Here is an 18,404-nt window from a genome sequence, read left to right on the forward strand (position 1 = left end):
CGAGCCGGCTCTCCGAGAATGCAGTTGCTTCAGGTTGGCAGCTCCTGGCCGGCCTGCTCACGCACGATGTAGTCGGCGTACCAGTCCGCCCAGTTCTCGTCGTGACCGCCGATGCGCTTCTCGTGCTCGCCATGGGCCACGGAGGCGCGGCGCAGCGCCGCGGCGAGATCAGTTTGCGATGCGAATGTCGTGTCGCCTGCCGCGATGCGCCCGGGCAACCGTGTCGTGACCTCCTGGAACAGCCAGCCATTCCCGTCGGGATCGCTGAACGAGGCGAATGAGCTGTAGCTGCCGCGTTTCGGGTCGACACCGCCGACCCGAACGCTGCCGAACAGATAGGGCTCATCGGGCCCTGTATGAACGTCGCCGGCACCGTGGAATGGCGCGCTGACCGCGACGCCGCGGTCGAGCAGGTCCTGCCGGGCTGCCTCCAGATCGGGGACGATCAGGTACAGGCCTCGCGCCGAGCCGGGCGCTGCGGCCGTCACGTTCCTGCCGAAGATCACCGAGCAGGCCGAGCCGGGCGGCGTGAACTGGATGACGCGCCAGTCGTTGCCCGAGGTGAAATCGGCGTCGAGCCGCCAGCCAAGGCGCGCGTAGAACGCCTTGGCGCGATCCACGTCGGACACCGGAATGACGACGACTTCGAACTTCATATCAGCGCTGCGCGATGTCGAGGGCTTGGTCCCGGTTTCGCGGTCGATTTCGATGGTGGTCATGTCGAACTCCCGTGGTGTGAGTTGAGGCTGTCCTTCATGCAACGGCCGGCATTACGATGGTCACAGGAGCTGATAGAGCCCGCCGAAGGCGACGATGCGCCGCTCGAGCCGGTCCACCGCCAGCGACACGTCCCTCGTAGCCGCACGTGAAGTCGCGACGGACTGACGCACCCAGCAGCGTCAGCGTGTTCTTCATGTGATGGTGGGACTCCCGCAGCACGAGCTCCCAATCACGCGATCGATCATCGAGACTGGCAACGAACTGAGGTCGAACGACACGGTCGTTCGGCCGAGCGCCGATACCGGACATCATAGCCGCCTCGTTGGAATAGGATCTAACGCGAAGGCTATACTGGATGAGGCGCGCGCGTTTTGCCCGTTAGACGTTGCAAGATTCTGTTATGATCGGCGGGGCAAGCGATCTCGCGGCAGACACCATGGCTCGACGGTCAGGCACGCTGACGAATTGTCGCGGCCGCGGCGCAAACCGCTCGCGTTTAAGCAAAATTTGCGATGGACTTGTCGATATGCACGGGCGTAGCCACGCGATTTCGCCACTTTCGGCCAGTTTACTGGATGTCTCGATCTGGTAGATCAAAGTGCAAACTTCAGCCCATTCATTGGAATCATTGGCCCGTGCCGGACACTAACGAGCAGGACTCGGTCATTTCGTTCGGGCCGTTCCGCTTATTCGCGAAATCGCGGCTGCTCGAGAAGGACGGCACGCCGCTTCACCTCGGCGGCCGTGCGCTCGACATCCTCATTTTTCTCACCGAGCGCGCCGGCGAGGTCGTTGACAAGCGGGAGCTGATCAAACGCATCTGGGCCGACGTGAACGTCGACGAAGGCAGCCTGCGCTTCCACATCACGACGCTGCGCAAGGCTTTGGGCGATGCCGGCGAAAGCTCCCGCTACGTCGTCAACGTCCCGGGACGCGGCTATTGTTTCGCGGCTCCGCTGCTCCGGCCTGCGGCATCGGAGGGCCGGACCAGTCCGTCCGCCGCTTCGCCGCGCTCGCTGCCTTCGCCGCTCGCGAAGATGATCGGCAGGGACGATGCGGTCGAGAGGATTTCCATTGAACTTGCCGAGCATCGCTTCGTCACGATTGTCGGCCCCGGCGGGATCGGCAAGACGTCGGTCGCACTCGCCGTCGCGCAGGGCGAGCTTGCGGCCTTCGAAGGCCAAGTGTGTTTCGTCGATTTCGGCGCGCTGGCCGATGCCCGGCTCGTCCCCGGAACGATTGCCGCTGCGCTCGGCCTGACGGTCAGTTCCGAGGACCCGATCCCGGGCCTGCTGACGGTCCTGCGCAGCCGGCGGATACTGCTGGTGTTCGACAGTTGCGAGCACGTGCTCGACGAACTCGCTCCTGTGGCCGAGCGCCTCGTCCGCGAGGCGCCACAGCTGCATATCTTAGCCACCAGCCGCGAATCCTTTCGCGCCGAAGGCGAACGCGTCCATCGGCTGTTTCCGCTGGATTGCCCGCCGCAGCGCGAGGGGCTCGGCATCGCCGACATCCTTGCCTATCCCGCAAGCCAACTCTTCGTGGAACGCATTGCCGAGAGCTTGAGCGAATTCGAGCTTCGCGAGGAGGATGCCCCGCTTGTTGCCGAGATCTGCCGCCGACTGGACGGCATTGCGCTCGCGATCGAGCTCGCGGCCGGACGTGTCAACGCCTATGGCATTGCCGGGACCGCCTCGCTGCTGGACAGCCGCTTCTCGCTGCTGTGGCGGGGACGGCGCACCGCGATTCCGCGGCACCAGACCTTGAGCGCGGCGCTGGCCTGGAGCTATGACCTGCTGCCGCCGGCCGAAAGCGCGATGCTGCGCGGATTGTCGGTGTTCGTCGGGCCGTTCACGCTGGAGGCCGCGCTGGCCGTCGCGTCCTGCCAGGGGATCAGCGAGCCCGAAGCGGTCGAGGCGGTCTCGAATCTGCTCTCCAAATCCCTGATCGCGACCTCGCCTGCGGAGCGGCGGCTGCGCTATCGTCTGCTCGATACCACCCGCGCCTTCGTTGCGGACAAGCTCGTCGAGAACGGGGAAGCGGACCGCGTCGCGCGCGCCCATGCCGAATATTTCCGCGACTTCCTGCACGACATTGCCCTCAAATCCACGGGCATGCAAAGCACGGGCGGCTTCCTTCCCCATGCCGACCATTTGCCGAATGTCAGGGCCGCGCTGACCTTCAGCTTTTCGGACCGCGGCGATCGGACGCTCGGCGTGGATCTGGCGGCCTCGGCGGCGCAGTTCTTCCTCGAACTGACCTTGCTGACGGAATGCTACCGCTGGACCCAGCAGGCGCTGGCGTCACGCGATACGAGCGCCGTGGACAGCCGGAAGGAGATGACCTTGCAGGCCGCGCTCGGCGTCTCCGTGATGTTCACGCAGGGCAATACCGAAGCGGTCCGGTCGGCGTTCACGCGCAGTCTCCAGCTGGCCCGGGAGCTCGAGGACCTGCACTGGCAGCTCTGGCTGTTGCGCGGATTGCACATCTATCTGACCAGGGTCGGAGATTTTCACGGCGCGCTCGGAACCGGCGAACAGGGCGAGAGCGTCGCGCGAAAGCTGAACGATCCCGCAGCCACGCTGAACGTCGAATGGATGCTTGGCGTCGCGCATCATCTGATCGGCAACCAGGACAAGGCGGTCCAGTTCTGCGAGAGCGCGATGGTGCACAATCCCGGCTCGCAACGGCAAAATATCGGGCATCTCGGCTATGACGACCGCATCGTCGCGCTGGTGGCGCTGGCGCGCGGGCTCTGGCTCACCGGCCGTCCCGAGCGGGCGATCGAGGCGGCGAAATATACGGTTCGCGAGGCCGAGCTGCTCGAACAGCCGCTCACCCTCGGCATCTCCCTGATCTGGACGATTTACGTGTTCCTCTGGGTCGGCGACTGGGATAACGCCGAACTTCTGATCGAGCGGCTGATCGATCATTCGGCGCGGCACTTCCTCGGCCCCTATCACGCGGTCGGCATCGGCCAGAAGGGCGAGCTGCTGCTGCGCCGCGGTGACGTTGCCGGAGGGATCGAGCACCTTCGCCGCAGTCAGGCCACGCTGTACGCGACACGGCACCGGATCATGACGACCGTATTCGCGACGACGCTCGCGGAGGGTCTCGTTTCCCAGAATCAGCCCGACGAGGCGTTGCAGACGATCAACGAGGCGATCGCCCAGATTCCCGATCATGGGGAGTCCTTCGACATGCCGGAGATGCTCAGGGTCAAGGGCGACATCCTCGCCCGGTCGGGCAAGGCTGTGGAGGCCGAGAGCTGCTTGCGCAAATCGCTCGACCTGTCGCAACGACAATGCGCGGTCGGCTGGGAGCTACGCGGTGCGATCAGCCTCGGCCGCATCTGGCGCCAGGCCGGAAAAACCGGCGACGCACGCGATCTGCTCGCTCCGCTCATCGCGCGCTACCAAGAGGGGCTCCAGACCCGCGATCTGGTCGCCGCAAGGGAGCTGCTGGGCACCCTGAATTGACAGCATCTTCAACGGCATACCGCCAAAGTACCCGCTCGCAACTCCTAACAACTTCTAACACGCCAAGCCGCATACGCCCCGCCATGGTGGCGACACTTCATGGTGGATATGGCGATGCTGGAAATGGCGGGACATGGCGCTTCTTGACGACGTACTCGATGCCAGTGGCGGCTTGGCCCGCTGGAACAGCTTGAACCGGTTTACGCTCCACCTGTCCGTCGGCGGATCGCTGTTCTCCAGCGCCGGACATGCCCGGGAATTCAAGGACGTGACGGCGGAAGGCTCGACTCGCACACAGTCGCTCCGGTTCACGGGCATCACCGGAGGCGAGCACTCCGGCTCCTTTCAACCCGACGCGATCACGATCGAGAGCCTGGATGGTGAAGTCCTGCGGAGCTGGCCCAACCCGAGCCTTGCGTTTCCCGAGGTGGGGGTCCCAACGCTTGCGGACGAACTACATCTTGTCTTCTTCTGCGGCGTCGCGATCTGGAGCTGTCTGACCAACCCATTCCTGCTCGCCCATCCCGATGTCGTGGTGGAGGAGCTGCCGCCCTGGCGCGAGGGCACTGAGACGTGGCGGCGGCTGCGGGCGCAATTCCCCTCGCACCTCATCACGCTCGCGCCTGAACAGATCTTCTATTTCGACGAGAGCGCCCTGCAACGGCGGACGGACCACGATCTCTTCGGGACCAAGGTCGCCCACTACTCGTGGGCTCATGACAGCTTCGGCGGCATCGTTGTGCCGACGCTTCGGCGTGCGCAGACGCTGCAGCCTGACGGAACGGTGATCGCTAAGCCCGTGCTGATGGACGTCGAGATCTTCGACGCCGACTTCGAGTAATGCTGACTCGAGGGTATCGGATTTGCGAGCGTCGAAGCTGCGCTCCTGCGACGAGCTGTCACACCCGATGCACACCCACAAAATCTAACAGATCCTAATCACCACTAACGGGCGTCCTGGCCAGCTCACGTCTATCCTCTCAGCATGGAAAGCATTGGGTTTGCGCGTTTGCCGGTCGTTGCAAACGGCGGCGAAGCCCGGAGAGGACGAACGATGTCGAGCAACTTGCACGCGGCGCACGCCTGGATTGATTTTCCGGTTGCCCCGCGGGATCACGAGATTCGCGCAACACAGGCAATTCCCCGGGAGAGCCAATGGCGTCGGATCGATCGCGCGCCGGAGCCAGCGAATGAGGGCATCACGATCTCGCGATGGGATGACCCGCGGAGCACCTCATCGCAGGAGACGACGACGCCGAAGGATCGCTATTTCGTCGGCATTGCCCTGAAGACCACGCGCGCGAAGCTGACACGGAACGGCCGGATCATCTTCGAAGGCACCATGCCGGCGGGGTCGCTGTATGTCACCGCGCCGGCGCAGCCTCTCGGCGCACAATTCCAGTCGCCGTGTGCCTTCCTGCACGTCCACATCTCCACGGATCATCTTCCGGCACATGCCGACGGACTGAATGACCTCGTGCTGTTGCGCGACCCGCTCGCTGCGGAGCTCGCCAAGGCGCTGATCGAACATGGTGACGCCGCGGACCGGCAGTTCACGCGCTGCATCGGCCAGACCCTGGCGATGCATCTCACCCGGATCGAGCTGCCGCGCGTCAAGGTCAATGCCTTGCCGAAATGGCGGCTGCGGCGCGTCGAGCAGTACATTGCCGATCATTTCGACCGCTGCATCAGCCTGTCCGAGCTCGCCAATGTCGCCGGCCTGTCCAGGATGCACTTTGCGGCACAATTCCGCGCCGCGACTGGTTACCGTCCGCGCGAATATCTCCTCACGCAGCGGGTCGAGCATGCGAAGGGGCTGCTCGCGACCACCGAGCGGCCTTTGGCGGAGATCGCGCTTGCCGTTGGCTTCAGCACGCAGGCGCATTTTTCGACCGTCTTCAAGCGCATCAGCGGTCAATCTCCGGCGCGCTGGCGCCTCGCCAACGCGGGCGGACAGCTCGAGGCCGAAGCGCGGCCGAGGCGGCGTGCGTCTTCGGAGCGGGATTGGTTCGCCAGCGCCGCCGCGTAGTGTCCTCGTGTCCCGGACAAGCTGCAACGCGCGAGCGTTGCGGCGCAGAGCCGGGACCCAACAGAAGGCGATACGGTAGCGCGCGGTGAGATGGGCCCCGGCTCTGCAGCGCACCGTCGAAGAGACGTTGCGCTGCGTCCGGGGCTCGCACCTCAAGCCAAATCCTACACCGGATCGAACGCGCGGATCGGCGGCAGATTGCCGGTGAACTTCTCCACCTCGACGGTCGTCAACTGGCCGGTGCAGCCCTGCGCCAGGGATGAGGTGCCGACGTCGCGGGTGAGCACGTTCGGATTGCCGTGAACGCAGAGCGGCGCCTCGTCCTCGGGATCCATCGGATCGTACCAGGCGCCGGTCGGAAGCTGGACCACGCCGGGCGCGATGCCGTTGGTGACGTGGACCGCGGCAAGGCACGCACCGCGCTCGTTGAACAGGCGGATGATGTCGCCGTCCTTGATGCCGCGCGCGTCCGAATCAACCGGGTTCATGCGCGCGACCTCGCGGCCGCGATGCTTCGCGGCAAGCGAATGTCCGCCGAAATCGAGCTGGCTGTGCAGGCGCGTCACCGGTTGGTTGGCGACGAGGAAGCACGGTGTCCCCGGCTTGGGCCTATCGGTCTTGTCGAGCCAGACCGGATGGCCAGGACAATCCGCATCGCCATGACCCGCGATCTTGGCCGAGAAGATCTCGATCCGCCCGCTCGGCGTCGGCAGAGCGTGATTGACGGGATCCTCGCGGAAGCGGCGCAGACGTCCGCCGTCATCGGGCTGTTGCGGCACGACCAGGCTGCCGCGCGCCCAGAACTCGTCGAAGCTCGGCGCCTCCAGGCCACGCTTGGCAAGCGAGGCGCGGGTCGGCTCATAGAGATGTTCCAGCCACTGCCGCGACGTGCGTCCTTCAGTGAAGGGTTCGCGCGCCCCGAGACGTTCGGCGAGATCGGCGAAGATCTCGTAATCGTCACGCGCCAGCCCGAACGGCTCAGCGATCTGGTGCATGGCGACCATGAGGGGATCGTTGCTGGAATAGCCGATGTCCTCGCGCTCCAGCGTCATGGTCGAGGGCAGCACGATGTCGGCGTGACGGGCGGTGGCGGTCCAGGCGAGCTCGTGCACGACGAATGTGTCGACTTGCGCGAATGCCTTGCGCAGGCGGTTGATGTCCTGGTGGTGATGGAACGGATTGCCGCCCGCCCAGTAGACCAGGCGAACGTCCGGATAGGTGCGTGTCTCACCATTGTAACGATACGTGGTGCCGGGATTGAGCAGCATGTCGGCGATGCGCGCCACTGGGATGAAATCGGCAACGCCGTTGCGGCCCTGCCCCAGCGTCGGCCCCGGCACGTCGTTGACGCGGCGGCCGTAATAGCCGATCGCACCCAGCGAATAGGCGTAGCCGCCGCCGGGAAGACCGATCTGGCCGAGAGCTGCCGCCAGCACCATGCCCATCCACACCGGCTGCTCGCCATGCTCGGCGCGCTGCAGCGAATGGGAGACCGTGATGAGCGCGCGCCTTCCGGCGACGCGCCGCGCCAGCTTACGGATCGCATCCGCCTCGACGCCGCAGATCGCGGCGGCCCATTCTGCGTGCTTGGCTTGCCCGTCGCTCTCGCCGTTGAGATAGCGCAGGAAGACTGGCCAACCCTCGGTGTAGCGATCGAGGAAGGCCTGGTCGTGCAGGTTCTCACTGACCAGCGTATGGACGATGCCGAGCATCAGCGCAGTATCGGTGCCGGGCACGCAGGTCATCCATTCGGCGCCGGCCTCGACCGGCAGATCGTCGCGCAGCGGGCTGACCAGGACGAACTCGCAGCCGCGCCGGCGCGCGGCCGCCATGGCGCCGCGCTCGACATGCTTGCTGATCGAGCCGCCGGCCACCATGGAGTTCTTCAGCGCCATGCCGCCGAACGCCAGCACGATCTCGGTGTGATCGGCGATCTGCTCCCAGGTGACGTTGCGCTTGGTGATATCCTCGTAGCCGGCCAGGATCTGCGGCAGCAGCACCGAAGACGCGCCGGACGAATAGGTGTTGACCGAGCGCACATAGCCGCCCATCGCGATGTTGAGGAAGCGATGCACCTGGCTCTGGGCGTGATGGAAGCGGCCGGCACTCGACCAACCATAGGAGCCGCCGAACACGGCGCCGGGTCCGCGCGTGTCGCGGATGCGGCCGAGCTCGTCGCCGAGGAGGTCGAGCGCCTTCTCCCAGCTGACGGAGACGAACTCGTCGCGACCGCGGCGATCGTCGGGGCCCGGCCCACGCTCCAGCCAGCCGCGGCGAACCGCCGGCTGGGCGATGCGCGCCTGGTGGCGAAGCGCGCCGGGAAAATTGTCGATGATGCCGTTCGGATCGGGGTCACCCGCATAGGCCCTGACCTCGAGCCCAGCCGCGCCCTGACGCGCGGAGAACACGCCCCAATGCGAGGTGTGCGGCTTGAAGCCGTCCGACAGGTCGAGACCGGGGTCGGGAAAGCCAATCGTATCGTCCATCTCTGATCCTTGTTCCGGCGGCGTCGGCAATGGAGTGGTAATATACCGATCCGCTCCGGACGTCGTCGAGATCAGCGTTGACGGAAACGCTTGCCTGCCCCGCGCAAAGCCAGCCTCAGGGGTGCTGGACACCGAGCGTCGGCGGCAACGACCTGCACCCGCATCATCCGCGTGCGCAGCAATCGACCAGCAGCTCCCAGATCCGCTGCGCCTCTTCCCTCTTGTGGGTCTCCGGCGCCTTCTCCGCGCTTGACCGATCACACGCAGCGATGGCGGGTGTTTCACGAGGCACGATCCACCGCTCCGAGATCGGGTCGTACCATTTTCCGATATTCATCTCAGTCACGTCGGTCGGCTCACAGATTTGATCACGGCTCGGCGATGCGCCTGCTGCAGCCTCATTAGGCCGTCCGGCGGCGCGCCGGACGATTCACCAATCAGGAGCTCGCGCGATCGTTCCCGCCGGCTGCGTCATCCCGGTCGGGCCGGATGCAGCGTGCGCGGATGGCGCTCGTGCAGCAACCGTGCGAGCTCCTCACGCTCCGTCGCACGTCCCTTCATGGCGGTCTCGAACAACGCTTCCTGGATGTCGCGAGGCATGTCGCCCCACACCTCCATCGCCGCACGTCCGAGCAGGCCCGCAAGATGATCCACTGCATCGCTCATTAGGCTCTCCTGATCTGCACGGGAATGGAACAGCGGCGGCCGCACGGCGTTCCACTGCCATAGCGGCGCCGCGATCCTTGCGACGATTCTCATTCTCCGTTGCTGACGGGAACATCCGATCACATGAACGGCTTACAACCGGTGACGGGAAGCGTTGCCCCCCGAGGTGTAGCTCGATAGCGGATCGGCCAGCATGACATAGGCCGCCGCGAGTTTGCGACGCTGAGCCTCACGCGGCTCCTGGTCGGGCACCACGATAGACGTGCCCCGGCTCCGCCCACAGGAACCCGTTCGAGAACGGCACACCCGGATAGGCCGCAGCAAGGCGGCGGTGACCGCCAGCGACGTCGTGACGACCGTCCAATACGTCGCGAAAGGTCCTGGCGACTGCGACCATGTCGCAATCCTGCGGCGACAGGCGCAGCGAGCCGACGTTACTCTCGCGCAATATGCCGGCATCGCCCAGCAAATTGGCGCAGCTATGAGACAGGGTCTGCACGCCGTTGACGGCCAGGAAATCCTGCTGCTCCAGCGTGTTCAGGAGCAGGCCGTCCGGGTCCTTCTCACAGACGAAGCGGCAATTGTCCTTGGCGAGCTTGTGAAGGCGCGCGTGATAGCAGCGGGCGGAGATGGCCAGCGGCACCCTGCCGAACGCAAACAGCTCGATCGTGACATCAGGAACAGCTCTCGCGATCGTCGCCACGGAGGCCAGCGGCAGCTCCGGCGGCAGGCAGATGCGCCGCGCCCCGCGCGCGGCGTGGAAGGCCGCGCTCGCCTCGTTGTAGATGTTGACGAAGGGCCCGATGGCGTGCGGCCGGCCCGCGAGCACCCTGAGACAGGTCAGATCATTCACCTCGACCAAGACGCCCTCGGCCGCCGCGAGCTCTTCGGTCTGGCGGCGCTCGCGCCGCAGCGAGACCAGGATCAGCGAGCCCAGCAGGACCTGCTTGCCCGCGTTCTGCAGCCGCTCGACCACGGCCGGCAGGTGGGGCGCGAAAAACGGCGAGCGCTTCGAGCAGACGATCTCACCGACCGATACGACGTCGACCGGCGCTTCGTCGGCGATACGGAAATAGAAATCGCGCCAGCGCTCCGGCGCCCAATTGTACAGAACTGGACCGAGACTGAGTTGCATCGCCGGACCTCACATGTTTGGAAGACTAGCGCCAGGTCTTGCGATAGGCGCCGAGCGTGGAGGCCTGCCCTTCGGTGAACGGCTTCAGGCTCGCAATATCGGCCTCGCTTCCGCTCCCGAGCGCCGCGAGCGCATGACGAAAATGACGCACCACGCTTTCGACATAGGCGCGGCCGCGTTGCCGGCCTTCGATCTTGAGCGCGGTCACCCCGGCATCACGCAAGCCTTTGAGCAGCGTCGTCGCATCCAGGCTGACGGGATCCTCAAAGATGTAGCCAGCGCCCTGTGCGGTCGAGAAGCGCCCCTTGCACAGCGTCGGATAGCCCGCAGGCTCACTCGCCCCGAACCGGTTGATGGTGAAGCCGCCCAACCTCGACGTCGTACCCTCCGTGGTTTGTTCGTAGGCGACATGGCTTGGGGGCGAACAGACGCCCTGCATGTTCGGCGACTTGCCGGTCGCATAGGACGACAGTGAGCAGCGCCCCTCGGCCATCACGCAGAGGCCGCCGAACACGAAGACCTCGGTCTCGCAGGCCGACTCCCGGGTGATCTCGGCGATCTCCGGCACGCTCAGGACACGCGGTAGCACGACGCGCCGCGCCCCGAATGTCTCGGCGTAGAAGGCGATCGCATCCGGATTTGCGGCCGCGGCCTGAACCGAGACGTGCAGGCGTTGGTTCGGATGACGCCTCGCCGCGTAATCCATCAATCCGATGTCGGCGAGAATCAGCGCATCGGCTCCGGCGCTCACCGCATCGTCCACCGCACGCTGCCAGATCTCGACGGCGGAGGCGCGCGGGAAGGTATTGATGGCCACCAGGATCTTCGCGCCGCGGGCATGCGCCAGCGCGATTCCCTTGCGCAGCTCGTCGCGGCTGAAGTTCAGCCCCGGAAAGTTGCGCGCGTTGGTTTCGTCGTTGAAGCCGCAATAGATCGCGTCGGCGCCGGCATCAATCGCGCTCTTCAACGCCGCCGGCGTCCCCGCTGGACAGATCAATTCCATCATCTCAATTGCTCGCCTTGCCCCGGTGAACCGATCACGCGGCCGCGGGCGGCCTCAAAGGCGCGTTTCGCCGGCGCGCCCAGCGGACCAAACAGCGCGGACAGTTCAGTGGCGAGATCGAGCTGGGCGTCGTCGATCGCATTGCGCAGCGCGAGCACCGCCTCGACATCGCCCTCGACGACGAGCTCGCGCGAGAACATCAAGGCATCGCCATCGACCCGGCCCTCGAGCAGAGCCAGGAGATTGGCCAGCGAGGCCGAGATCCGCGCATCCAGACCTCGCGGCAGGTCGCGCACGACGGACAGGCGCGGCGACCTCGCCTCGACCACGAAAGCGAACGGCAGATCGGTCGGCTTGATACCGAACCGCGCCCGAGCGTGGTCGCCGAGCCGGTCGAACATTGCCGGGTTGTGTCGATGGATCCGTTGCAGAACGGCGGCAAGAACGAGCTGCAGCGGCAGCAGCGGCAGCGGACGCATGGCGAACGCGAGGAGCGGCGGAATCGTCGGCAACGGGCCGGGCGATGCGGCGGATGGATCATTCATGGCTCCACATCTGGACGGATTGCACGCAGCTGTATTTGAGCCGGAACAATGAACACCGAAATCAACCCGGCTAGCTCTGCTTTTTTGAGGAGCTGGTTCAGTTGCAACGTGATCTGCCCCGCTTTCGCGGCTTGTCCGACTTCCTGCACTTCATCGAAAGCCGGGGGCAGTTGCGACGCATTCGCGAGAAAGTCTCCGTTGTCCACGAGATCACGGAAATCCACCGGCGTGTGCTTAGGGAACACGGACCGGCACTATTATTCGAGCAGCCCGTCAAGGCCGATGGTCATCCGTCGGATATGCCGCTCCTCACCAATCTGTTTGGGACTGTGGAGCGGATCGCATGGGGAATGGGCATCGCGCCCGACCGTCTCGAGGAGCTTGGCGCGCTGATGGCCGAACTGCGCGCGCCGCGACCGCCGAACGGCATCAGGGATGCCTGGGACAAGCTCCCGCTCGCGCGCGCCGCGCTGGCGATGCGCCCCCGGACGCGCGCGGCGGCCCCGGTCCAGGACTGCGTCACGATGGGCCCCGACATCGATCTCGCAAGCCTGCCGATACAGATCTGCTGGCCCGGCGAGCCGGCGCCGCTGATCACCTGGCCGCTCGTGATCACCGTGCCGCCCGACTCGGCTGCGGCCGACCAGGATGAAAATGTCGGCGTCTACCGCATGCAAGTGCTCGGTCGCGACCGCGTCATCATCCGCTGGCTCGCCCATCGCGGCGGTGCCCGCCACCCCCAGCAATGGAAGGCGATCGGACGCGACATGCCGGTCGCGATCGTCATCGGAGCCGATCCCGCCACGATCCTTGCCGCAGTGATGCCGCTGCCCGAGACGCTGTCCGAGCTGCGCTTCGCCGGAATCCTGCGCGGCGAACGGCCCGACCTGGCGCCATGCCTCACTGTCCCGCTCGCGATACCGGCCGAGGCCGAAATCGTCATCGAAGGCTTCGTCTCGGCGACCGAAACCGCGCCGGAGGGTCCGTATGGCGATCACACCGGGTATTACAATTCTGTCGAGGAATTCCCCGTGATGCGCGTGACGGCGATCACCAGCCGAAACCAGCCCATCTATCTCTCGACCTTCACGGGCCGGCCGCCGGACGAGCCGTCGCGGATCGGCGAGGCGCTCAACCGCCTATTCGTGCCGCTCATCCGGCAACAATTCCCCGAGGTGACGGATTGCTGGCTGCCGCCGGAGGCCTGCTCCTACCGCGTCGCGGTCGCGGCGATCAGGAAGCGCTATCCCGGCCAGGCGCGGCGGCTGATGCTGGGCCTGTGGTCGATGCTGCCGCAGTTCACCTACACAAAGCTCCTGATCGTGGTCGACGACGACATCGACATTCGCGATTGGCGCGCCGTGATGTGGGCGGTGTCCACGCGCAGCGATTCCTCGCGCGATCTCGTGACGCTCACCGACACGCCGATCGACTATCTCGACTTCGCCTCGCCGAAATCGGGGCTCGGCGGCAAGCTCGGCATCGACGCCACCACGAAGATTGCACCGGAGACGGATCGGGATTGGGGCGTTCCGCTGGCCATGGATCCTGCCGTGGTCGCGCGTATCGACGCGATGTGGTCGAGCCTCGCCCTTTCCGAGGTGCCGGCACGCGCCGCAGTCTTCACATGAGCGGGCGGCAAGGCATCATCGTCGGCATCAGCGGCGCCTCGGGCGCTGCGATCGGCGTTCGCATCGTCGAGCTGTTGGCGGACAATCCACACTATGCCGTGCACCTGGTGGTTTCGCCAGCGGCCGAGCGTACGCTGAACGAAGAAGTGGGTCGCGAGGCGCTGGCGCGGCTGCGCGCGATCGCCTTCCGCCACCATCCTCATTCGAATATCGGCGCCTCGATCGCCAGCGGCTCGGATCCGATCGCGGGCATGATCGTGGCGCCGTGCTCGATCCGTACGCTCTCGGCCATCGCCTGGGGACAGCTCGACAACCTTCTGACGCGTGCGGCCGACGTGCAGCTCAAGGAACGTCGCCGGCTGGTGTTGCTCGTTCGCGAGAGCCCGCTGCATCTCGGCCATTTGCGCGCGATGCTGCAGGCGACCGAGATCGGCGCGATCATTGCCCCGCCGATGCCGGCCTTCTATCTGGGACCACAGTCGCTGAATGAGGTGATCGATCAGATCGCCGCACGGGCGATCAACCTGCTCGACCTGACAGACCTGCGCACACCGGCGAAAATCTGGTCCGGCCCGGGCTTCGAAGGCGTGTAGACGCGGAGCGGCTTCGATCAAGGCCGCCTCGCTGGGTCAATTCACCTCGGCAAAGCCGAGCGAGGCCTTGACGCCCGGCGAGATCATCGAGGGATGCCAAGGCGGCTCGAACGTCATGGTGACGTCGACCGAGTCCACACCCGGAACGAGACACGCGCTGTTGGCGACGCCCTCCCTGAGAAAGGACGCGGCGGGACAACCTCGCGTCGTCGCCGTCATGGTGATGTGGGCGACGCCGTCATCGACCGACACATCATAGATGAAGCCGAGATCGACGATGTTGTGCCCGAGCTCCGGATCGATCACGACCTTCAGTGCCTGCTTTATCCGGACCACGAGATCATCGTCTTTGGCCGTCATGCGAGCACCCTCACCGTCAATTGATAGGCGTCCCTTTGCGGTGTGAAGCCGCCGCGCCATTGATGGCCGCGCTTGGCCAGCTCCCGAAACAGGAAGACCGGTTCACGACTGAGCAAGGCGGAGAGCGTCTGCCCGGGCGCAAGCCGCTCCACCGACGCCAGAATCCGAACCATCGGCTCCGGCGGATCAAGGTCGCGGTTGTCGAGATGAACGGCGGGCTCAGGCCAATCGTCGCTCATCGCAGCGGGCGCGGGCTCGGCCGCCGCGAGCGAGCCATCGTCCGGCATGAACCGGATCTCCCATTCGCCGCCTTCGAGCTCGGCCTCGCGATGTGCAAAGCCCTTGCTCGCCATGACGTCGAACAGAGGCACCGGCTTGAACGGGGCAAGAAGTCGCAGGCCTTCCCCAGGCCCCAGCCGCTCGAGCGCGGCCATGATGATCGAGAACGGCTCGCCGCCTGCGCGCAAAATGGGCCGGACGTCGACGTCGATGAATTCGGTCAATGCAGTCTCCTTTCAGTTGCGCAAGACCAGAAGACGCGGCACGGCTGCTCCCGCCGGCAGGCGCAGCGGCTCCGCCACATCCGCAAGCCGCCTGGCCCTGACGAGCTCCTCAACGAGGCCGAACGTCGCAAGCGCCACTGCCGCGATGGCAATGCGGAAGCCGAGTGCGGCGTCGAACAACAGCATCAACGTGGCCGCCCAAGTCCCGGCAAAGAACAGAACGAACCATTTTGACGCACGATGTTCGGCGACGAGATCCTGCACGCGCGGCGTCGGCGCTCTGCCCATCACCGGACCGTAGGTCTCAAGCCAGGTCAGGAACGGGACGATCTTGTAGAGATTGGCCAGCACGAGGCCGGTGAGCCAGCCGAACGCGACGAGAAAGGCGAGCGCTCCGGCATGTGACTGTAAAGAACCGGTCGTAACGAACGCGGCGCCAAGGATCGCGACCGCGGCAATGCTCCCCAGCGAAAGGAGGCTCATGCGCGTGTTGAGCTCGAGCGCGCGGCGCTTGCGGGTCCTGTACAGGCCGAGCACGTCCCGGCCATAGGCGACCAGCGAGAGGAGGGCCGCAGCTCCTGCAAGCAGAAGCACCAGGTTCAGTCCGGTCGCGCGCCGGAGTGCAAGCACGCCACCGACGACGCCGACCGCCAGCGCGGCGGCTCCGCCACGCCAGGCAAGCCGGCCCAGCTTCGGATCGCCATCGGGCGCGAGCATGAACATTGCAAGCAGGCGATAGCTGACGCCCATGGCCGTGAACGTCAGCCACCCGCCGAGCCCCGCAATCGCGTGGATCGGAACGCCCGATACCAACAGGTCCGGCCATTGCGCACCGAGGTGCGTCCCGGACAGCACCAGCGCGAACATGCCGCCGAAGGCCGCCGTCACACAGATGCAGGCGAGCCCGACTGCGACGAACCGCGCAGGCGCCGGCAGCGGTCGGGCCGACCAGAGCGTCATGCCGAGATTGGCAACGACCAACGCGAAGCCAGCAATCAGCAGGCCCCCGCCGACCGGAAGCAGCCAGCGCGGCCCGTTGAAGTGGCCGCCGAGAGCCAGAAAGCCTGTGAGCAGGACAGTCAGCCCAATCGTCAGCAGTGCCAGAGCCGGCAGCGTCCAGCACTCCGCATAGAGCGGCCTTGCGACCAGCACCGGCACGAACTGGAACAGCGCGCCGCACACGACCGTGCTTAACCAGCCGACGCAAACCATATGGACGATGACGAGCGTGTCCGGTCCGCCGATGTCATCATGCGGAAAGCCGAATCCGGTAGCCATCAAGATCTCCGCGAGCAGCAGCCACACGACTGCGAGCGCGAAGTAGCTGACGGTCCATTTACAGAGGTTGGTTCCGATCACCAGCTTGCTTCCCATCGCCTGCACGCAATCGCGCGCCAGCGCTCGAAAAGGGTAAGCAGCTGCGGTCACAACCTCTTTGTCGAGGCGCAAACACCCGCGCCTTTCGCGCTTCACCCGGATCAGAGTTCAACGCATCCTTCTGGTTCTCGCGCATGCCGGCTTGGCGGCCTCCGCATGCTTACCGTTCATCATGGGAACCATATCTGTGATAGCCAGTTGGCTTGCTGTTGAGCTGGGAGTCTGCAGAGCAGCTCGACACCGGCTTGCGTTCGAGCGCCGGGCATCCGTCGGGGGGTCAATCCCATGATGGACCACGCGACCAGGGTTGGTAATCGATTGTTAGCAGCGTTACCGCCGGCGGATTTTGCTTTGCTTGCGCCTCATCTGCGGAAAGTCGTGATCGAACGCGATTCCGTGCTCGTCCGATCGGGCGATCGGATCGAACATCTTCTCTTCCCCCTCAGCGGCGCGATCGCCACTATCATGGAGCTGCCGAACGGGCAGACAGTTGCCACGGCGATACTCGGCCACGAGGGGGCTGTGGGTCTGATGTCGGCGCTCGGCGCATCCCACTCGCCCACGACGGCGGTCGTTCGCATCTCAGGGGCAGCGCTGCAGATCTCGCCCGCGCATTTCCTGGCAGCGCAACATCGCAGCCCCCCAATCGCATCCATGGTGCAGGTCTTCACGAGATCGTTGTTGACGCAACTTCAGCACGTGGCGGCCTGCAATGCACTACATTCCGTCGAAGCCCGCCTGGCGCGCTGGCTGCTCCACATTCACGATCGGGCAAATGGCAGCGATCTCCTCCCGCTGACCCAGGAGACATTGTCGGAATTGCTGGGCGTCCGCCGCACCACCGTGACACATGTCGTGAGCACGATGCGGGCCTCAAGAGCGCTGAAATCCAATCGGCGCGGCCAGCTTGAGATTGATCGGCCGCGGCTCGAAGCCGTCGCATGCGAGTGCTACAAGGTCATGAGCCGCAGAATAGATCGGATCGTCTCGCACGGCGCGGTCGGGCTCGCTCATGGAGCTCCGGCGCGGAGCGCCTCCCGCTCGCCTGGTAGCCGAATAGCCGGGACAGGTTCGTAGAGCCGGTTCACTTTCGCGATCCCGTCATCCATTCGCCTTGGGATGCTCGTTACAACAGCCCGGCTTATTGCGAGCAAGCAGCACGGACATGAGCTTTGCCGGTGTGAAGCTGGAACGAGCTCGGCTATGGGGACCGCCCGCCTTGCGCAGCTTGCGCTGGCAAGTCTCCTCCCGACCTACCCGCTCTCTGAGATGCTCAAGTTCCGCAAGCTGGGCGACCAGCGCTTCGAGTCGCTCTCGAAGCAGAGCACAAGGATTCTCCGCTCGAACGCGGGTATTCATGATACGCCCCTGATCGAGGTCTTGGAGAGAACTCGCCTACTCCTCAGAGTCGGGAAAATTATGCAATCCTAGGATAATCGCACTAACAACAATCGCACTAACAGTTGGCATCTTGCGTTCCGCAAAATGCGTTGCCCCGGTGCATCACGGAGCCGCTAGGCCGGCGTTCAGCGCGTCGGGGCGAAGACCCTAGCCTTGCCAAGTCGGACGGCGGCCCACAGGTTCACGCATGAGCTGAGAAGGCTCCTATCTGCCGGATTCGGTTGCGCTCGAAATCCGAGTGCTTGCTCCGGGGCAATCGGCCTTGCGCTTTTCCTCATTTTCTTCGTCTGCGCAATCGACCCCACCATTTGCGCTTGGAATTCCAGAGCTGCCTCCGGTTGCGAAAGGCCCTTTGGCGCTGCCTCCGCCACCACCAGACCCACCACCACCGGATCCGCCGTCACCGCCGGATGTCCCTCCGGCGCGAGATGATCCAGCCGAGCGACCGCCAGGTGCTCCCCCACCCCCTGATGACC

General features: G+C 65.2%; 17 protein-coding genes and 1 pseudogene. 6 read left to right on the forward strand and 12 right to left on the reverse strand.

Features of this window, described 5'->3' with window-relative positions; all coding sequences use genetic code 11:
* Positions 1–29: 29 nt before the first annotated feature.
* Complete coding sequence (locus CVM73_RS16125; protein WP_100232930.1) at positions 30–719, reverse strand: VOC family protein; 690 nt, start codon at positions 717–719, stop codon at positions 30–32.
* Positions 720–782: 63 nt separating this feature from the next.
* Positions 783–1,029 (reverse strand): annotated as a pseudogene (locus CVM73_RS40950) (histidine kinase dimerization/phosphoacceptor domain -containing protein); the annotation flags it as partial.
* 326 nt (positions 1,030–1,355) lie between these two features.
* Here CVM73_RS40950 and CVM73_RS16135 point away from each other — a divergent pair.
* The 3 genes from CVM73_RS16135 (at position 1,356) to CVM73_RS16145 (ending at position 6,228) form a co-directional block, all read left to right on the forward strand.
* On the forward strand, positions 1,356–4,199 hold the full coding sequence (locus CVM73_RS16135) for an ATP-binding protein (protein ID WP_100232931.1): 2,844 nt from the start codon (positions 1,356–1,358) through the stop codon (positions 4,197–4,199).
* A gap of 133 nt (positions 4,200–4,332) precedes the next feature.
* Positions 4,333–5,040, forward strand: coding sequence for a hypothetical protein (locus CVM73_RS16140; RefSeq protein ID WP_100232932.1), 708 nt, complete (start codon positions 4,333–4,335; stop codon positions 5,038–5,040).
* Positions 5,041–5,253: 213 nt separating this feature from the next.
* A complete protein-coding gene (locus CVM73_RS16145) occupies positions 5,254–6,228 on the forward strand; it encodes a helix-turn-helix domain-containing protein (protein WP_167406864.1) in 975 nt (324 codons plus the stop codon).
* 164 nt (positions 6,229–6,392) lie between these two features.
* Here CVM73_RS16145 and CVM73_RS16155 read toward each other — a convergent pair whose 3' ends face one another.
* The 6 genes from CVM73_RS16155 to CVM73_RS40955 form a co-directional block, all read right to left on the reverse strand.
* Positions 6,393–8,714 carry a molybdopterin guanine dinucleotide-containing S/N-oxide reductase gene (locus CVM73_RS16155; protein WP_100232934.1) on the reverse strand — a complete coding sequence of 774 codons (2,322 nt, stop codon included), beginning with the start codon at positions 8,712–8,714 and terminating at the stop codon, positions 6,393–6,395.
* Between the two features lie 471 nt (positions 8,715–9,185).
* Entirely contained in the window at positions 9,186–9,380 is a 195-nt protein-coding gene (locus CVM73_RS16165; protein ID WP_100232966.1) for a hypothetical protein, read from the reverse strand.
* 229 nt (positions 9,381–9,609) lie between these two features.
* A complete protein-coding gene (ubiV, locus tag CVM73_RS16175; protein WP_100232936.1) occupies positions 9,610–10,515 on the reverse strand; it encodes a ubiquinone anaerobic biosynthesis protein UbiV in 906 nt (301 codons plus the stop codon).
* 25 nt (positions 10,516–10,540) lie between these two features.
* The gene (gene ubiU, locus CVM73_RS16180) at positions 10,541–11,518 is read right to left on the reverse strand and encodes a ubiquinone anaerobic biosynthesis protein UbiU (protein ID WP_167406873.1); all 978 of its coding nucleotides are present in this window, start codon (positions 11,516–11,518) and stop codon (positions 10,541–10,543) included.
* Positions 11,518–12,063, reverse strand: a complete 546-nt coding sequence (gene ubiT / locus CVM73_RS16185; RefSeq protein WP_100232938.1) for a ubiquinone anaerobic biosynthesis accessory factor UbiT — start codon at positions 12,061–12,063, stop codon at positions 11,518–11,520. The genes ubiU and ubiT overlap by 1 nt, the downstream gene beginning before the upstream one ends.
* On the reverse strand, positions 12,060–12,287 hold the full coding sequence (locus tag CVM73_RS40955) for a hypothetical protein (protein WP_245452310.1): 228 nt from the start codon (positions 12,285–12,287) through the stop codon (positions 12,060–12,062). Before CVM73_RS40955 ends, ubiT begins: the two co-directional genes overlap by 4 nt.
* Here CVM73_RS40955 and CVM73_RS16190 point away from each other — a divergent pair.
* Positions 12,177–13,694, forward strand: a complete 1,518-nt coding sequence (locus tag CVM73_RS16190) for a UbiD family decarboxylase (protein ID WP_245452309.1) — start codon at positions 12,177–12,179, stop codon at positions 13,692–13,694. The two genes, CVM73_RS40955 and CVM73_RS16190, sit on opposite strands and share 111 nt — an antisense overlap.
* Positions 13,691–14,287 carry a UbiX family flavin prenyltransferase gene (locus tag CVM73_RS16195; protein ID WP_100232940.1) on the forward strand — a complete coding sequence of 199 codons (597 nt, stop codon included), beginning with the start codon at positions 13,691–13,693 and terminating at the stop codon, positions 14,285–14,287. Before CVM73_RS16190 ends, CVM73_RS16195 begins: the two co-directional genes overlap by 4 nt.
* Positions 14,288–14,323: 36 nt before the next feature.
* Here CVM73_RS16195 and CVM73_RS16200 read toward each other — a convergent pair whose 3' ends face one another.
* The 3 genes from CVM73_RS16200 to CVM73_RS16210 are packed head-to-tail and all read right to left on the reverse strand — an operon-like array spanning position 14,324 to position 16,509.
* Entirely contained in the window at positions 14,324–14,647 is a 324-nt protein-coding gene (locus CVM73_RS16200; RefSeq protein ID WP_100232941.1) for a metal-sulfur cluster assembly factor, read from the reverse strand.
* Positions 14,644–15,150, reverse strand: a complete 507-nt coding sequence (locus tag CVM73_RS16205) for a DUF2249 domain-containing protein (protein WP_100232942.1) — start codon at positions 15,148–15,150, stop codon at positions 14,644–14,646. Before CVM73_RS16205 ends, CVM73_RS16200 begins: the two co-directional genes overlap by 4 nt.
* Positions 15,151–15,162: 12 nt before the next feature.
* Complete coding sequence (locus CVM73_RS16210) at positions 15,163–16,509, reverse strand: hypothetical protein (RefSeq protein WP_167406865.1); 1,347 nt, start codon at positions 16,507–16,509, stop codon at positions 15,163–15,165.
* 303 nt (positions 16,510–16,812) lie between these two features.
* On the opposite strand from CVM73_RS16210, the gene CVM73_RS16215 reads away from it, so the two are divergent.
* Positions 16,813–17,604, forward strand: a complete 792-nt coding sequence (locus tag CVM73_RS16215) for a Crp/Fnr family transcriptional regulator (RefSeq protein ID WP_100232943.1) — start codon at positions 16,813–16,815, stop codon at positions 17,602–17,604.
* 449 nt (positions 17,605–18,053) lie between these two features.
* Here the strand turns inward: CVM73_RS16215 and CVM73_RS40675 are convergent.
* Positions 18,054–18,404, reverse strand: a 351-nt coding sequence (locus tag CVM73_RS40675) for a hypothetical protein (RefSeq protein ID WP_208639211.1), incomplete at its 5' end; no start/stop codon positions are given.

The organism is Bradyrhizobium forestalis, assembly GCF_002795245.1.
In the GTDB taxonomy this organism is placed as follows: Bacteria; Pseudomonadota; Alphaproteobacteria; order Rhizobiales; family Xanthobacteraceae; genus Bradyrhizobium; species Bradyrhizobium forestalis.

Bases quoted from the DNA above. Each gene is read 5' to 3' on its own strand.
- ubiT (WP_100232938.1), bottom strand. From the start codon at position 12,063: ATGAATGATCCATCCGCCGCATCGCCCGGCCCGTTGCCGACGATTCCG.
- CVM73_RS16145 (WP_167406864.1), top strand. From the start codon at position 5,254: ATGTCGAGCAACTTGCACGCGGCGCACGCCTGGATTGATTTTCCGGTT.
- CVM73_RS16195 (WP_100232940.1), top strand. From the start codon at position 13,691: ATGAGCGGGCGGCAAGGCATCATCGTCGGCATCAGCGGCGCCTCGGGC.
- CVM73_RS16200 (WP_100232941.1), bottom strand. From the start codon at position 14,647: ATGACGGCCAAAGACGATGATCTCGTGGTCCGGATAAAGCAGGCACTG.
- CVM73_RS16125 (WP_100232930.1), bottom strand. From the start codon at position 719: ATGACCACCATCGAAATCGACCGCGAAACCGGGACCAAGCCCTCGACA.
- CVM73_RS16215 (WP_100232943.1), top strand. From the start codon at position 16,813: ATGATGGACCACGCGACCAGGGTTGGTAATCGATTGTTAGCAGCGTTA.
- CVM73_RS16140 (WP_100232932.1), top strand. From the start codon at position 4,333: ATGGCGCTTCTTGACGACGTACTCGATGCCAGTGGCGGCTTGGCCCGC.
- CVM73_RS16155 (WP_100232934.1), bottom strand. From the start codon at position 8,714: ATGGACGATACGATTGGCTTTCCCGACCCCGGTCTCGACCTGTCGGAC.
- ubiV (WP_100232936.1), bottom strand. From the start codon at position 10,515: ATGCAACTCAGTCTCGGTCCAGTTCTGTACAATTGGGCGCCGGAGCGC.
- CVM73_RS16165 (WP_100232966.1), bottom strand. From the start codon at position 9,380: ATGAGCGATGCAGTGGATCATCTTGCGGGCCTGCTCGGACGTGCGGCG.
- ubiU (WP_167406873.1), bottom strand. From the start codon at position 11,518: ATGGAATTGATCTGTCCAGCGGGGACGCCGGCGGCGTTGAAGAGCGCG.